General features: G+C 63.8%; 12 protein-coding genes. 6 read left to right on the top strand and 6 right to left on the bottom strand.

Annotation, left to right across the window (positions count from 1 at the left end):
• Window positions 1-32 precede the first annotated feature (32 nt).
• Both ACT5M9_RS21400 and mprF read right to left on the bottom strand, forming a co-directional pair.
• Complete coding sequence (locus ACT5M9_RS21400) at window positions 33-731, bottom strand: AcvB/VirJ family lysyl-phosphatidylglycerol hydrolase (RefSeq protein ID WP_457979030.1); 699 nt, start codon at window positions 729-731, stop codon at window positions 33-35.
• 104 nt (window positions 732-835) lie between these two features.
• A complete protein-coding gene (gene mprF / locus ACT5M9_RS21395; RefSeq protein ID WP_457979032.1) occupies window positions 836-3391 on the bottom strand; it encodes a bifunctional lysylphosphatidylglycerol flippase/synthetase MprF in 2556 nt (851 codons plus the stop codon).
• A gap of 233 nt (window positions 3392-3624) precedes the next feature.
• Between mprF and ACT5M9_RS21390 the strand changes: the two genes are divergently transcribed.
• The 3 genes from ACT5M9_RS21390 (at window position 3625) to ACT5M9_RS21380 (ending at window position 6640) form a co-directional block, all read left to right on the top strand.
• Window positions 3625-4371 (top strand): metallophosphoesterase, encoded by a 747-nt coding sequence (locus tag ACT5M9_RS21390; protein ID WP_457979034.1) that lies wholly within the window; start codon window positions 3625-3627, stop codon window positions 4369-4371.
• A gap of 187 nt (window positions 4372-4558) precedes the next feature.
• Window positions 4559-5986, top strand: coding sequence for an exodeoxyribonuclease I (sbcB, locus tag ACT5M9_RS21385; RefSeq protein ID WP_457980573.1), 1428 nt, complete (start codon window positions 4559-4561; stop codon window positions 5984-5986).
• A 147-nt stretch (window positions 5987-6133) separates the two neighbouring features.
• Window positions 6134-6640: a hypothetical protein gene (locus tag ACT5M9_RS21380; RefSeq protein WP_457979036.1), complete on the top strand. Its 507-nt coding sequence runs from the start codon at window positions 6134-6136 to the stop codon at window positions 6638-6640.
• A 71-nt stretch (window positions 6641-6711) separates the two neighbouring features.
• Here ACT5M9_RS21380 and ACT5M9_RS21375 read toward each other — a convergent pair whose 3' ends face one another.
• The gene (locus ACT5M9_RS21375) at window positions 6712-8427 is read right to left on the bottom strand and encodes a glycoside hydrolase family 36 protein (RefSeq protein WP_457979038.1); all 1716 of its coding nucleotides are present in this window, start codon (window positions 8425-8427) and stop codon (window positions 6712-6714) included.
• Between the two features lie 154 nt (window positions 8428-8581).
• On the opposite strand from ACT5M9_RS21375, the gene ACT5M9_RS21370 reads away from it, so the two are divergent.
• The 3 genes from ACT5M9_RS21370 to cdd all read left to right on the top strand — a co-directional run bounded on the left by ACT5M9_RS21370 (window position 8582) and on the right by cdd (window position 10918).
• The gene (locus ACT5M9_RS21370; protein ID WP_457979040.1) at window positions 8582-8941 is read left to right on the top strand and encodes a CidA/LrgA family protein; all 360 of its coding nucleotides are present in this window, start codon (window positions 8582-8584) and stop codon (window positions 8939-8941) included.
• A gap of 58 nt (window positions 8942-8999) precedes the next feature.
• Window positions 9000-9686 (top strand): LrgB family protein, encoded by a 687-nt coding sequence (locus ACT5M9_RS21365; protein ID WP_457979042.1) that lies wholly within the window; start codon window positions 9000-9002, stop codon window positions 9684-9686.
• 350 nt (window positions 9687-10036) lie between these two features.
• Entirely contained in the window at window positions 10037-10918 is an 882-nt protein-coding gene (cdd, locus tag ACT5M9_RS21360) for a cytidine deaminase (RefSeq protein WP_457979044.1), read from the top strand.
• Window positions 10919-11053: 135 nt separating this feature from the next.
• Here the strand turns inward: cdd and ACT5M9_RS21355 are convergent, their stop codons facing one another.
• The 3 genes from ACT5M9_RS21355 to ACT5M9_RS21345 form a co-directional block, all read right to left on the bottom strand.
• Window positions 11054-12718: an AMP-binding protein gene (locus tag ACT5M9_RS21355; RefSeq protein ID WP_457979046.1), complete on the bottom strand. Its 1665-nt coding sequence runs from the start codon at window positions 12716-12718 to the stop codon at window positions 11054-11056.
• Window positions 12719-12817: 99 nt separating this feature from the next.
• Window positions 12818-13096 carry a YfcL family protein gene (locus tag ACT5M9_RS21350; protein WP_457979048.1) on the bottom strand — a complete coding sequence of 93 codons (279 nt, stop codon included), beginning with the start codon at window positions 13094-13096 and terminating at the stop codon, window positions 12818-12820.
• 108 nt (window positions 13097-13204) lie between these two features.
• Entirely contained in the window at window positions 13205-14317 is a 1113-nt protein-coding gene (locus ACT5M9_RS21345) for an ATP-NAD kinase family protein (RefSeq protein WP_457979050.1), read from the bottom strand.
• Window positions 14318-14427: the final 110 nt, after the last annotated feature.

Raw genomic sequence — 14427 nt, 5'->3', positions numbered from 1 at the left:
CATTGAGCTGGGTCACTCAAGCCTCAGACGCCTCAACCCGCATCCAGCTTGAGGTGCGTGACGATGTGCCGGTACAGCGAGCCATAGTCATCATCAAAGTGATGGGAGCCCGGCAGGGTCACCGTGGTGACGTTTGGCTGCTTGAGCAGCGGGCAGAGCCGCACCGGGGAGTCATCGTCCGCCCCCTGCAGGCAGAGCAGCGGCAGGGTCTTGATGGCCTTGACCTCGGGCAGGGTGGGATAGCTCCCCGCCTTGTCGTGCACCACCATGTCGCTGACGTGGATCTCAAAATCCGATGCCGTCGAGGGGGAGAGCATCACGGCCCCCACCAGGCTGCTGCGATAGGCATCCGGCAGGTGATTGATGACGAAGGGCACGATTTCGGCCCCGAAGGAGAAGCCCACCAGCAGCCAGCGCTGACGCCCCCAGCGGGCCTGATAATCCGAGAGGATCCGTACCAGATCGGCCGTGGCCTGCTCCGGCGTCTTCTTCTTCCAGTAATAGGTGAGCGAACTCCAGCCCACTACCGGCATGCCGTGGCGCTGCAACTCGGCGCTGAGCCCCTTGTCGAGCGCAGCCCAACCCCCATCCCCGCTCATAAACACCACCATGGGGGCCAACGAGGCCTGTGTCACCGGCAGCTCCACCAGCCCCAGATCCGTTTTCACTGACGAGGGGGCGGCCAGAAGTGGAAACGCACAACACCACAACAGTAATAACCAGGCTCTCATGACCCACTCCCGTCAATCTTGATGCGCCAGCACACTGGCCCGCTCGTGGATAAGGGTAAAAAACAACACACTGGCAGTAACAACGATGCGCTCATGGTCCACTCCTACTTCTTCATCAGCCCAAACGGGCCACGGCTTATCAGGGAGATCAGGTGAGTCAGGGTTCTGGGCAGCGTCAACCGGCTGGTGCAGAGCAGGTAGCGAGGCTCCCAGTCGGGGGAGAACTTCTCCTTGTAGCGTCTCAGCCCCTGGAAGTTGTAGAAGCGGCTACCCCGGGTGAACAGGGTATTGCCGAGCCGTGCCCAGTAACCGCTTAAGGGGTGATCGTTGAAGCCGGACATGGGCGCCATGCCGAGGTTGAAGCTCTCATAGCCCTCCTCCTTGCCCCACAAGAGCAGCTCGACGAACAAAAAGTCCATGATGGGGGCCGTGCCCGTGTCCAGGCCGTAGCGCATCAGATCGATGGAGAGGCTCTCCCTGTTGTCGCTGACCCAGAGGTTGGCAAAGCCCACCACTTGGCCCCCGTGCCACACCAGGGCCGCCGGACTCAGTGTGAGATAGTCGGGCTCGAAGCTGCCCACCGAGAACCCCTTCTCCTTGCCCTGCTTGCTCGCCAGCCAGGTATCCGAAATGGCCTTGAGCTCAGGCAGCAAGGCGGTAACCTGGCCGGCCTCCACTACCTCGAACGACAATCCCTCCCGCTTGCCCTTGGCGTGGCTCTGACGCAGGTTGCGCAACCGGCTGCCGGCGAGATCGAACTCATGCAGATCCACGATCGCCTCCTCCCCGAGCTTGAACGGAATGAGGCCAAGATCCAGGTAGAGCGGCAGGTAGCGGGCCGACACCTGGTAGAACACCGGATTGGCGTCGTGCTCGTCGCACCGCTCGCGAAACTGCCACAGCAGCTCCTCGATGAGACAGCCCTGACCTATGGGATCCCCCATCACTATCCAGCTGTTGCCCTCGACCCCGTACATCAGAAACGCCTCGCCGCTCGGATGGAACAGCAGGGACTTGTCGCCGAGCTGTGCCAGATAGCCGTGGCCTCCCCCATCTCGCCGCACCAGCGCCTGGGCACGGGTCAGCTCCTCCTTGCTCGGCTTGTTGCCCGAGACCCGCAAGGGCGCCAGCAACTGGGCCACCCCGACCACCGCCAGCACGGCGATGACGCTCCCCATGGCCCGCAAGGCGCGGGAGGCGGCGCCCGGGCCATGGGCCGAGACGTTGAGCCAGAGGCTATGGTCATACTCCACCTGGCGATAGGAGAAGAGCAGCAACCAGAGGGCCCCCAGCAGCACGGCCCCCACCGACATCAGCCAGCCTGGGGTGAACTGGGCATGGAGCAATGAACCCTTGCGATAGAACAGCGGCCGACAGGGGGTAATGATGAGCAGGAAGGCCCCGAGCAGCAGGATGGACGCCCAGTCAAATCCCTTGAACAGGGAGAAGAGCATGCCGAGCGCCAGCAGCCACTGGGTGATCCGAAACGCGGCATCGTGGCGCCGATAGAGGCTGTGAGCCAGCAGGATCAGCAGCACGCCGCTGACGCTGCCGAGCACGTGGGAGAGCTCCAGCAAGTGCAGCGGCAACAGCTGCAACATGGCCTCGATGCGCACTCGCATGGTCGGCACCATGCCGGAGCAGAGCAGCAGGGTGCCGGCGGCGAAGGTGCCGAGGCTGATGAGGGCGGGCAAAAACTCCCGCATGGCGTTCATGATCCCCTGCAGCCGCTGCCAGCGAGCCCGCTGTTGCAGAGCCTCCTGGCTCGCAAACAGCAGCAGTGCGCAGAGGAAGGGCAGCACATAATAGGCACAGCGATAGAGCAGCAGGGAAGCCAGCAGCTTGTCCGCCGGCAGGTACTGGGCGAGCAGCAGGCTCATGCTCGCCTCGAACACTCCTATCCCCCCCGGTACATGGGCCAGCACCCCGAGCAGGCTGGAGAGCACGAAGGCACTGAGCAGCACGGAATAGGGCACGCTATCCGCTGGCAGCAGCACATAGAGCACGGCGGCGGCGGCCATCCAGTCGAGCAGGGCTATCAGCAGTTGCAGCAACCTGTATTTCAGGCTGGGCAGCACCAGCTGATGACCACGCCAGCCGAGCGCGGATCCGGGCCACAGCAGGTAGCCCAGCACTGCCAGCAGCGCCAGGGCTCCGGCCCCTTGCAACAACCAGTCGGCCCAGAGCGGCCAGCCCGGCAGCAGGGTGCTGGCCTGGCCGAGCAACAGGGAGACGCCCCCCCAGGCCAGCAGGCCGAGGAAGAAGGTGATGGAGCAGAGCAGGATGATGCGCGCCACCTCTGTGGTGCCGAGCCCGAGGGAGGAGTAGAGCCGATAGCGCACCGAGGAGCCGGTCAGCAGCGCAAAGCCCAGGGTATTGGAGAAGGTGTAGGCGATGAAGGAGGTCATCCCGACCTGCGGCCAGGGCAAGGGCTTGCCGAGCATGCGCACCGCCAGCCAGTCATAGCCGCAGAGGCAACCATAGCTCAGCAGGGTCAGCAGCAGGGCCCCTGCCAGTTGCGGCAGGGGCTGTGACCAGATGGCCAGCCGGATGTCGTGCCAATGCCAGGACTCGGTCAGGTGATACAACACGGTCAGGGCGGCCGCCAGCAGCAGCAGACTGCACAGGGGGCCAATCCAGACTAACAATGAACGCCGCATTCCAGCTTCCTGTGGCAGATGAAAATAATGAAAACACCCCATTGAGCCTACTGGCAAAAAACCACAGGGTGGAAAAATATAGCCCAAATGAGAACAAGACGGGGCTCACCCTCCCCCCTGGCCGGGGCTATCCAGCGGCAAACCACCGATGGCCCTATGATTTACCACCGACTCCTTGGTGAGTGCCATCCATCTTCTGTAACCTTATGTACAGGCAGAGAAAAGCGAGCCAGATGCCGATGAGCATGGACAAGGAGGGTGAGATGAACGAGTCGGGGCTTGTCAGACGTTTTTCCCAGAACCTCCTGGGACGGGATCTCGCCGTTGGCGATATCCACGGCTATTTTGCGCTGTTGCAGCAAACGTTGGAGGGAGTCGGCTTCGATCCCACCCGGGATCGCCTCTTCTCCGTCGGCGATCTGACCGATCGCGGGCCCGATTGCACCGAAGTGCTCTCATGGTTGGCCAAACCCTGGTTCCACCCGGTCTGCGGCAATCACGACGACTACGTCTGCCGCTACCAGAGCTGCGATCTGGACAACTGGATCCAGAACGGCGGGGGCTGGTTCCAGCAACTGACCGAGGCCGAGCAGGCCAGGTTCGCCGAGCGCTATCGCGCCCTGCCCCTCGCCATCGAGGTGCAGACCCAGGCCGGGCCCGTCGGCCTGCTGCATGCCGACTGCCCGTCTTCCAACTGGCAGGGCCTGCTGGACAAGCTGGATACCGGGGTGAGCGGTGGCCAGCTGCGGGCCATCAAGAACGTCTGCCTCTGGTCGCGACGCCGCATCGAGCTGCTGGACGAGAGCGGCATCGAGGGCCTGGTCGCCCTGGTGGTGGGCCATACCCCGCTGGGGGCTCCTGCCCGTCTCGGCAATGTTTATTACATCGACACCGGCGGCTGGTATCCCCAGGAGGGCGGCTACTTCACCCTGCTGGATCTGTACAGCCTGATCCCGGTGACCATAGGAGCCTCCCGATAAGCAGTACGGCCATTGCCGCACCGGCGAGCTCAGGGCCCTTACTTCTCGCCCCCTCCCCAGGCGCTTATTAAATCACCAGGCGGGCGGCCCGCGCTTCGATCTGCCTGCGCTATGGTTTACCATGCTGGCATCTGTGGTGCCCGTCACCATCCACCCCGGCGCCCGGCGCCCCCTCATCCCGGACAACATGAGCAACGCAGCACAATCTGGCCAAGGGCCGACCTTCTATTTCCACGACTACGAGACCTTCGGGATCAGCCCGGCGAAGGACAGGCCGGCCCAGTTTGCCGGCATTCGTACCGACGCGGATTTCAACCTCATCGGCGAGCCGCTGGTCATCTACTGCAAGCCGCCGGCGGATTACCTGCCGGAGCCCGAGGCCTGCCTCATCACAGGTATCACGCCGCAGAAGGCGATGAAGGACGGATTGTGCGAGGCGGACTTCATCCGCCAGATCCACGAGCAGTTCGCCACCCCGGGCACCTGCGTGCTGGGCTACAACAGCATTCGCTTCGATGACGAGGTGACCCGCTACACCCTGTATCGCAACTTCTACGACCCCTATGCCTACAGCTGGCAGAACGGCAACTCCCGCTGGGACATCCTCGACATGCTGCGGGCCTGCTACGCCCTGCGCCCGGAGGGAATAGAATGGGCCTTCGATGAGGAGGGGAAGCCGAGCTTCAGACTAGAAAAGCTGACGGTGACCAACGGCGTGGCTCACGCCAACGCCCACGATGCCCTCTCCGACGTCTTGGCCACCATAGAGATGGCCAAGCTGGTGAAAAAAGCCCAGCCGAAGCTGTTTGACTACCTGTTTGCCCTGCGCAACAAGAACAAGGTCAAGGCCCTTATCGACGTGGTGACCATGAAGCCCTTGACCCATGTCTCCGGCATGTTTTCCCCCTGGCAGGGTTGCGTGAGCTGGGTCTCGCCACTCGCCTGGCACCCGACCAACCAGAATGCGGTGATCATGGTGGATCTCACCCGGGATCCCACCCCGCTCATCGAGCTCAGCAGCGACGAGATCCGCGAGCGGCTCTACACCAAGAAGGATGAGCTGGGGGACTTGGCGGGCATTCCGGTGAAACTGGTGCACATCAACAAGTGCCCGGTGCTGGCGCCGGCCGCCACCCTCACGGCGGAGCGCGCCGATGAGCTCGGTGTCGACCGGGAGCAGTGCCGCAAGAGCCTCAACCTGCTGCGGGCCCATCCCGAGGTGCGGGAGAAACTGGTGGAGGTGTTCAATCAGGAGTTCGCCGGCCAGAACGATGGCGATCCCGATACCCAGCTCTATGCCGGCTTCTTCGGCCACGGCGACAAGGCCAGCATGGATCTGGTGCGCGCCACCCCGGCGGATCTGCTGGGAGAGCGGGAATTTGCCTTCAGTGACTCACGCTTGCCCGAGATGCTGTTCCGCTACCGTGCCCGCAACTGGCCCCACACCCTGAGCGAAGCCGAACAAAAGCGCTGGCGCCTGCACTGCAGCGACTATTTCAGCAGCCGCTTGCCGGACTATGTCTCCCGCCTGGAAGATCTGGCCGAGCAGAACCAGGGGAACGAACGGAACTTTGCCATCCTCAAGAGCCTCTATCGCTACCTCGAAGATCTCTGATATGTGAGTGATTTCACAGTTAAATCCCTGTACGCTCCCTTGGCTCGCGACATAATGAGCAAGGGAGCCTGGTCTCCTGACAATTTGATTATTTGTATGTGGATCGGCAGGATGCCGTGCTATCGACTCTTGGGGATCGCTCGCTTGATGCATTTGGGATTATCAGCCGCCGTGCTTGTCGCCTGCAGCCTGTTGCCATCGGCCGCCATGGCTGGCGTGCGCTTCGAGGTGCCGGACTATCTGCTGCGTCTGCCTGAGCAGACCTATCGGCTCATCGAGAGCAACTTCAGCACCCTCTACCAGCAGACCGACTTCACCCCCCAGATCACCAACAGCTACTTCAATCACTCGGATCTCTACCGCTTCGCCGGTATCCCCCTCGCCATCACGCCGCAGAACGGTTTCCAGATGGAGGTGTTCGGCCAGCTCTACAACAAGTCGTCCCAGATCTACGCCCAGATGAACGAGGATCTCTCCCTCTATCGCACCCTGCGGGTCGACATGATGGGGGATCAGACCGACGAGGTGGCCATCGGCATGGGGCTCGGCGTGCCCTTGAGCAAGCGTCTGACCCTCAAGGCGCTGGTCTCCAGCAACGAGATCCCGGGTTACGGCTCCTCCAACTATGCCGTCGGCATGGAGTGGCACTTCTAGAAGATATGAAGGCCTGCCAAACACACCGAAAAAGGCTCCCGAGGGAGCCTTTTTATCTACCTGATGCAGGGTCAGCGATACTGGATCACCATCCCCTGCCCGGCTTGCAGCACAACTTGCGGCCCCAGAGGCTGCTCGCTCCAGAAGTCCTGCCCTCCTGTTGGCACCTCGATCACCTTCTCACCCTCGCCCCAGTTGAACAGGCAGAGCAGCTCGCCGCCACCGGGCAGGGTCACATGGCCACGGGTGAAGCACATGTCATCGAAGCGGGCCGCCGGGGTGCGCACCTCGCACAGGGCCAGCAGCTTGCGAAGCTGCCCCGCCTGTGCCTCGTCCAGATCCTGCAACCTGTCCCCCGCCAGCACCATGCCGCCGCTTGCCACCAGGGCCGCCAGGTGGAACTGGTAATCCGCCGCGCCGGCCCTCTGGTTTGGCAGGTCCCGCAGGCAGACGCAGTCAGGATCCAGCGCCCACAGCCGATCGTTCTGCCAGGCGCGGCAGAAAGCCTCCCGCGCTATCTGGCGAAAACGGGGGCCATGGCGCTCCACGTCATCGCTCACCCGCATGCCGTGCACCAGGCCGAGGCTCGGCCAGAGGGGGGCGTTGCAGCCGAGCAGGAAGGCCCCCTCCCCGGCGCCGCGCAGCACGGCTGCCATGCCGCGGCGATAGGCCTCGACCCGGGTCGCGGAAGCGTCGTGGAACTGGCCACCGTGGATGGCGCCCCAGAAGTTCGCATCCAGCTTGAAGTAGTGGATGCCCCACTGCTGACGCAGGGTACGGAACACCCGCTCGAGATGGGTTTGCACCTCGGGGTGGGTGCCATCCAGCACGTACCAGGGGGTACAGCGCCAACCGCCGTAGGTGACCCGCTCGGAGGGGAGCGGCAAGCCGTCATCCCCCTTCACGAACCAGTCGGGGTGATCCTGAAACACTTGGGAGCCCGGCTCTGCGATAAAGGGGGCGACCCAGAGCGCCGGCTCGCAGCCCGCATCGCGAATTTCGCGGGCAAGCGCCGCCACCCCCTGCTCGAACTTGGCAGAGGGCGTCAGCCAGTCCCCCATCCTGGCCTGGTAGCCGTCATCTATCTGCACGTAGTTCAGGGTCGGGAAGCGCGCGGCCCGCATCGCCAGGTTCTCGCGAATATCGTCCGCGCTCACGTCCGCATAGTAGTGATACCAGGAGCACCAGCCGCTGGGGCGGGTCGACACGCTGTCGATCAGACTGCCGTGCTCGGCCTCGATATGAGTCGCAAGGGTCGCCAACAGCGCCTCCCTGTCCGGTCCCTCCAGGCAGAGCAGGGCTTCGCTCTGCCAGTGCTGGCCGGGGGCCAGGGTCCGCCCCTCGTCGTTCATCAGGATCTGCAGCCGACCGCTCGGATAGAGCCGAAACTCGCCGCCAAATCGCCGACAGCTGGCGAACGCCAGCAGCAGCCAGCCTGCGGCTTGCTCCACCAGCAGCAGGTTGTGGACGGTGTGATAGCCCAGATCCACCGTGATGCGATAGACGCTCGCGTCCGGGCAACGCCCGACCGGTTCGGGGGAGCGCCAAGTTCCCATGGTCTGGGCCAGCATCTGGAACCCCTCCCCGTAGATGGCCGCCCCGGGATCGATACCAAGATCGCCGTCAAACAGCAGCCAGTCGTGCACCGCCTGGGGGGCGGCGCCCGTGTTGTCCAACCGCACCCGGCACAGGGGACCATCCCAGGCTGGGGTCTGCAGCAGTTGGGAATCGGGGGCAGGCTTGGCGGATAGCTGACGCAATCGGGACAAGAGCGAGGGGGTCGACATGGGATCTCCTTCTTATGGACAGGTACGACACAATCTTGTGAATGGAAACGACTCTGGCGCCATTGTATCCCCTATGGGTCAGTTGACCCTGTCCTGCGCCCCCTGCGTTCTGTTAAACTGCGACCTCGCTCACAGTTGCCAAGATGAGGCCCTCGTGCTGCTTCAACGCGCCTTGCTCTACCTTCGTGATTTCATGGTCATCATCGCCTGCCTGCTGGCCGGCAAAGCCCTGGCGGCCCTGCTGCCCTTCGCCTTCCCCGGCAGCATCATCGGCATGCTGCTGCTGTTCGTGCTGCTCTCCCTGCAACTCATCAAGCTGCACTGGGTCGAGCAGGGCGCCGGCCAGCTGCTGCGCCACATGGGGGTGCTGTTCGTACCGGTGGCGGTCGGTCTGGTGGCCTGGCTCGAGCCCCTGCGCCAATCCTTCGGCCTCATCATGCTCTGCGTGGTGCTCGGCATCGTGCTGATCCTCGCCACCGTCGGCCATCTCTATCAGAGGATGAACAAACAATGATGTGTTGGCTCGCCATCTCCCCCGCTCAATCCCGCCATCCCATGACAAGGATGCAGCCATGATGTTCTGGTTTGCCATACCCCTGACGCTCGCGCTCTACTTCGCCACCCGGGCCCTCTATCGCCGCCTGCCCTGGCCCATCATCAACCCCGTGCTGATCCCGACCGCCGTCATCATCGCCATTCTGCTCGCCTTCAATCTGCCGCTGGATCAGTACCAGCACGGCACCTTCCCCATCACGGCGCTGCTCGAACCCGCGGTGGTGGCGCTGGCACTGCCCCTCTACCAGCAGGCGCGCCAGATCCAGGCCAGGCTCAAGCCCATCCTCGTCTGCACCCTGGCCTCCGTGCTGATCTCGGTCTGCACCACGCTGGTGATCGGCCACGCCATGGGGGCGGATCCGGCGCTCCTGGCTTCCCTCGCCACCAAGTCCATCACCACGCCGCTCGCCATGAGCGTCAGCCAGTCCCTCGGCGGCATTCCCGCCATCGCCGCCGCCGTGGTGGTGGTGGTCGGGATCCTGGGGGCTCTTATCGGCTACCCCCTGCTCAAGCTGATGCGGGTCACCGATCCCGAGGCCCAGGGGCTCGCCATGGGGGCCTGCGCCCACGCCATCGGCACCGCCACCTCCGCCGAGAAGGGGGTCACCCAGGGGGCCTTCTCGTCGCTCGCCATGGTGGTGTGCGGGGTGCTCACCGCCGCCGTCGCCCCCCTGCTGTTTGCGATCTACCACTGGTTGACCTGAACCCGCTCCAACCGACATGGACAAGGGGGGACGCTGTGAACCAGAGCACAGTGCCTCCCCCGTTACCCCCTTTGTCTCGCCTCTTTCTCGCCCTGCCTGACTCCCCGCAGGAGCTCTCTGCCCGGCAAGGAGGGGATCATCGGGACACCCGGCACCTCATTCTGGCTCCAAACCGGCGCCGATAGCGGCCCATGCTCCCGCCCCTTGTGGGAGCGGCCGCACAGATTGCGCAAGACAAACGTTTCCTTTAACATCCATCGTCCTTTGCCCACCAAGGCGTGAGCGCCCTCACACATTTCAGTGCGCTTGCTCCCTACAATGGCCCCCCAATTGGCCCTTGAGGACACATTATGCATCCCCGTTTTGCCAAGCCATTCGAGACCCTGTCTGCCCCGCTGCAAGCGGCCTTGCGCCCCATGCTGGCAGACGATTTTCAGGCCCGCTTTACCCCGGCGCAAGTCGCCACCCTGAAAGCCGCCACCGGCCTTGAGGATCGCGCCCTGCGTCTGGCCCTGCTGCCGCTGGCCGCCGCCTGTTCGGTTGCCCCCATCTCCAAGTTCTTCGTGGGAGCCATCGCCTGCGGCCTGAGCGGTACCTGGTATTTCGGCGCCAACATGGAGTTTGCAGGCCAGGGGCTGTTCCACTCGGTACACGCCGAGCAGTCCGCCATCTCCAACGCCTGGCTCGGCGGCGAGACCGGGATCTCCGAGATCACCGTCAACTACACCCCTTGCGGCCACTGCCGCCAGTTCATGAACGAGCTGAGCACCGCCAAGACGCTCAAGGTCTCCCTGCCGGACGATTTGAGCGAGCTGCAGGCCTTCCTGCCTCACTCCTTCGGCCCCGCCGATCTCGACATCACCGATGCCCTGATGAGCCCCCAGGCCCACGATGAGCTGGTGCTGGAAACCGACGACCCCCTCTGGCAGGCCGCCCTCGCCGCCGCCCGCCAGAGCTATGCCCCCTACAGCCAGGGCTATGCCGCGGTGGCGCTGCAGTTCGCGGATGGTCGCATCTTCTGCGGTCGCTACGCGGAGAACGCCGCCTTCAACCCCAGCCTGCCGCCGATGCAGATGGCCTGCGCCCACGCCGTGCTCAACGGCGAGGAGCTTGGCTCGGTGCGCCGCGCCGTGCTGCTGGAGAACAAATCCGGCCAGATCAGCCAAAAGGACGCCGCCCAGTCCACCCTCAGGGCATTGGGACTGGTGGAATTGGAGTACAGGGCTGTCTAAGCCATGTCTTGAGCGTAAAAAGGGGAGCCGATGGCTCCCCTTTTTCATTTGTTTTCTAAATGCTCTTCTCTTAATACTCTGGCGCGTTGAAGTTATTGGCCAAATGCCGGCACGGGGGCACAGAGCCCCCTCCCTTCAGGACTCCCAGACGATGGTCTCGGCCCCGCCCCAGCGCTCGCCTATCTCGGCATACTTCTGCTCCAGCAGGTGGCGGCGGATCTTCATGGTGGGGGTCAGCACCCCGTTCTCTATGTTCCAGGGGCTCTTCACCACCAGGATGCCGCGGATCTTGGCGTGGGGCTCCAGCTGCTCGTTGACCCGGTTGCGGGCCGCCTCCAGCTGGGCGTTGACCGCGGCCTTGTCCCCCCGCATGGCGCTCTCGGCGAGCTGCACCAGGGCGACGGGCTGCGGCATGCCGTACCCGATGACGCACAGCTGCTCGATGAGGGGCTCCTGCCCCAGCATCCCCTCGATGGGCACGGGGGCCACGTACTTGCCCTTGGCTGTCTTGAACACATCCTTCATCCGCCCCGTGATGGTGAGGTAGCCCTCCTTGTCCAGCTTGCCCATGTCGCCGGTGTGCAGCCAGCCGTCGGAGTCTATGGCCTCCTTGCTGTGCTCGGGATCCTTGTAGTAACCCAGCATCATGCCGTCACAGCGACAGAGGATCTCCCCCTCGTCGGAGATCTTGATGGTCACCCCTGGCCCCGCCTTGCCGACGGAGCCTATCTTGTCCGCTCTGAACGGATAGTTGAGGGTGGAGTAGGCGTGGTTCTCGGTCATGCCCCAGGCCTCGGTGATCTCGAGGCCTATGCTGTGATACCACTCCAGCAGGGCCGGCGCCACCGGCGCCGAGCCGCAGCCCAGCACTCGCGCCTGATCCAGCCCCAGCCCCTTCTGCAGCTTGCCCTTGATAAGGCCAGAGATGAGCGGGATCTTGAGCAGCAGGGCGAGTTTCTTCTGGGGCAGCTTCTCGTGGATCTTGATGCGGAACATGGCCCAGAGCCGCGGCACCGAGATGAAGACGGTGGGGCGGCAGCGCTTGACGTCCTCGATGAAGGTGTCGAGGGACTCGGGGAAGGCGATGGTGGCACCGCTGAACAGGCTGCCGCCGTAGATGTAGACCCGCTCCGTGATGTGCGCGAGCGGCAGGTAGGAGAAGCCGCGATCGGCGTCCGTCAGCGAGACCGCCTCCACCAGCTTCTCGCAGGACCAGGCGTAGCGCTCCACGCTCAGCATGGCGCCCTTGGGCTTGCCGGTACTGCCGGAGGTGTAGACCAGGCTCAGCAGGGCGTCCGGCACCTGCACCGGGCTGTCGGCTATGGGTTCGTGGGCCTTGAGCAGGGCGTCCCACTGATGGGGGGCCGGCATGGTGTCGTAGGGGAAGGTGATGCGCAGCAAGTCCGCCGGCACCCCCGCCTCCTGGCTCTTCCAGTCGTCCAGCTTGCCGACGAAGATCGCCTTGGCCTCGCTGTGGCGCAGCACGTATTCGATGGTGTCGACGTTGGCGGTCGGGTAGATGGGGACGCTCACATACTGCCCCATCTGCATCGCCAGATCGGCGATGAACCACTGGGCGCAGTTCTTGGAGAGCAGGGCCACCTTGTCGCCGGGGGCCAGCCCCAGCTCGCGCAGTGCCGTGACCATGCGCCGCGCTTGGTCGGCGACCTCACCCCAGGTGAAATCGACGTATTCGCGGTGGATGGTTTGACGAAGGTAGACCCGGTCTGGCGTCTGCCGCTCCCAGTGATAGAGCATCTCGAGCGGCAGTTTGTTGGCAATGCGTGAGGAGGAGGCCATAGTTTATTCCCTGAAACAAAAGGCAAGACTCATTATTAACCTTTTGATAACACTCAGGGAAGCAGATTACTCAAACTTCTGTTTGAACTGCGAATGGGATCAAGCTTCAGCCTGTTGTTGCAGGCGTTTCCACATCTCCTGCACCAGCTCCTCGTCCTGCTCGGAGAGCTCCCCCTGCAAGATGGCTTCATTCAGGCTACGCAGCACATAGCTCTTCACATCCTGCACTAGCGTCTTGCCCTCCAGCTCGGCCCGGGCGACGGCGAGGGAGATATGACCGCGCAGGTAGCCACCCGCAAACAGCTCGTCTTCGCTGGCCGTGGCGACCATGGCGTCGATCAGTCCCAACAACTTGTGTTCAAAATCGTGAATCGTCATTTAACGCAGCCTCATTTCCGGGATTGCCGGCAAAATAATTCGGGGAGTGGAACCGCGATCCGGTTGATCGCGGCTCTCTGGCGCCAGGCCAGCCGCATCCTTGATGTCCTATTCCGGGTTGGCCACCGGGTAGATGACCTGATCCTTGTATCCTGTGGTTATGCGCAGATAACCACTTAACGACCGGTTCAGCGCCGGATCGTCGGTGTCCACCAGCAGCGGACGGCCTTCGAGCGCCGCCAGCTTGCTCTTGGTGGCGAGGACCTGGATGTGGTCTCGCCCGACGGTCCGGATCACGTCTGGACTCAGTTGCTGATTTCCGCGCCCGAACAGATGTCCCTGACCACCGATCAGGGTAATGATCAGACGGCAGCGACGGCCACGGATCCGGGTCAGGATGTCCGTGGCGGACAGATCCTGCCCGATAAGCCGGCCATTTTCCACCAGATCCACACCGAGCAGGGTATTTTCCAGACCCAGCTCCCCCATACAGGCGGCCACCGTGCTGCCGGAGCCCATCAGATAGAGGGTATCCGGCTCCATCTCCTCCACCACGCCGGCGGCGAGATCCGCGAGCACCAGCTCCTCGGACTCCCTCCCCCCCTGCTTGGTCGCCTGCACGTAGCGCAGATCCCCGGGCACCTGCATCTGGCCATAGTGACGGGCGCGCACCTTGCCGGCCCGAAACGCCTCCTCGTCGATGTCCACCACCTCGGCGTCCACCAGGCTCAGCAGCTCCCCAGCAATCATCCTGGCCACCACCCGGCCGCTGGCGGCGGGGGTCACGCCGTAGACCCCGGAGTGGATCTTGCACCCCGCCGGGATGCCGAGCACGTGGCAGGACTCCCCCACGGCGGCGCAGATGTCCCGGGCTGTGCCGTCACCGCCCGCGAACAGCAGCAGATCCACCCCGGCGTCGCGCATCAGCTCGGCGGCGGTGCGGGTGTCGGCGGCGCTGCTCGGCGAGGCGGGCTGATGAAGGATGCGATGGGGCAGTTGCAGCGAGGCGGCAAGATCGGCCCCCATCTCCCCTCCGACCGTCAGCAGTTCGAAGGAGGCACTCACACTGCACAGGGGCAGCAAGGCCTGACGGGCCCGCTCCTGGGCCTTGGGCACGGCGCCCCGCGCCAGCGCCTCGGCCACCACGCCGTCACTGCCCTTGAGACCCACGGCCCCGCCGATGCCGGCGACCGGATTGATAATAAGCCCTAAACGAAACATGATTCCCTCCCTCTGCTCGCCGCCATTTTATCTGTTCGGCGCTATGGGACAAGCCGGGGGCGCCTGATAGAATGCGCAGTTTCAACCGTCATCCAAAGTTCAACCAAGGT

The organism is Aeromonas sp. AE23HZ002T15 (assembly GCF_054165525.2).
The sequence above is the reverse complement of the archived record's forward strand: the minus strand, read 5'-3'. Positions and strand labels throughout refer to the sequence as shown.

What these genes read in the sequence shown, in the direction of transcription:
- ACT5M9_RS21400 (WP_457979030.1), bottom strand. Translation starts at nt 731, where the DNA reads ATGAGAGCCTGGTTATTACTGTTGTGGTGTTGTGCGTTTCCACTTCTG.
- mprF (WP_457979032.1), bottom strand. Translation starts at nt 3,391, where the DNA reads ATGCGGCGTTCATTGTTAGTCTGGATTGGCCCCCTGTGCAGTCTGCTG.
- ACT5M9_RS21390 (WP_457979034.1), top strand. Translation starts at nt 3,625, where the DNA reads ATGCCGATGAGCATGGACAAGGAGGGTGAGATGAACGAGTCGGGGCTT.
- sbcB (WP_457980573.1), top strand. Translation starts at nt 4,559, where the DNA reads ATGAGCAACGCAGCACAATCTGGCCAAGGGCCGACCTTCTATTTCCAC.
- ACT5M9_RS21380 (WP_457979036.1), top strand. Translation starts at nt 6,134, where the DNA reads ATGCATTTGGGATTATCAGCCGCCGTGCTTGTCGCCTGCAGCCTGTTG.
- ACT5M9_RS21375 (WP_457979038.1), bottom strand. Translation starts at nt 8,427, where the DNA reads ATGTCGACCCCCTCGCTCTTGTCCCGATTGCGTCAGCTATCCGCCAAG.
- ACT5M9_RS21365 (WP_457979042.1), top strand. Translation starts at nt 9,000, where the DNA reads ATGATGTTCTGGTTTGCCATACCCCTGACGCTCGCGCTCTACTTCGCC.
- cdd (WP_457979044.1), top strand. Translation starts at nt 10,037, where the DNA reads ATGCATCCCCGTTTTGCCAAGCCATTCGAGACCCTGTCTGCCCCGCTG.
- ACT5M9_RS21355 (WP_457979046.1), bottom strand. Translation starts at nt 12,718, where the DNA reads ATGGCCTCCTCCTCACGCATTGCCAACAAACTGCCGCTCGAGATGCTC.
- ACT5M9_RS21350 (WP_457979048.1), bottom strand. Translation starts at nt 13,096, where the DNA reads ATGACGATTCACGATTTTGAACACAAGTTGTTGGGACTGATCGACGCC.
- ACT5M9_RS21345 (WP_457979050.1), bottom strand. Translation starts at nt 14,317, where the DNA reads ATGTTTCGTTTAGGGCTTATTATCAATCCGGTCGCCGGCATCGGCGGG.